The organism is Acinetobacter sp. AKBS16, from assembly GCF_002899995.1.
Lineage (GTDB): Bacteria > Pseudomonadota > Gammaproteobacteria > Pseudomonadales > Moraxellaceae > Acinetobacter > Acinetobacter baumannii.
The window spans coordinates 1-273 of record NZ_POYH01000108.1 but is presented as its reverse complement, the minus strand read 5'-3'; the positions used below and the strand labels follow the sequence as shown (position 1 = coordinate 273).

Annotated in this window: 1 tRNA gene; it reads right to left on the bottom strand. The window is 37.0% G+C overall.

Annotated features, from left to right (window positions below):
• Positions 1-163 precede the first annotated feature (163 nt).
• Positions 164-239, bottom strand: a tRNA-Ala gene (locus C1642_RS18870).
• Positions 240-273 lie beyond the last annotated feature (34 nt).

Below are 273 nucleotides of genomic sequence, written 5' to 3'. Positions count from 1 at the left end.
AGTGAACAATTTATTTCAGACTCAATTTTGCCAATCTGTTAATGAGTTAATGTGTCTTCGTCAGATCACACTAATTACCGTGATAATGAAATCACAGAAGTTAATAAACCAAGATCTCAATCTTTATTTACTAATTTCTGTAATCCGAACTTATCTTAAGTTCTGGTGGAGACTAGGAGAGTCGAACTCCTGACCTCCTGCGTGCAAAGCAGGCGCTCTACCAACTAAGCTAAGTCCCCAGCTTACATCATCAATCATGTATCTTTTATCTAT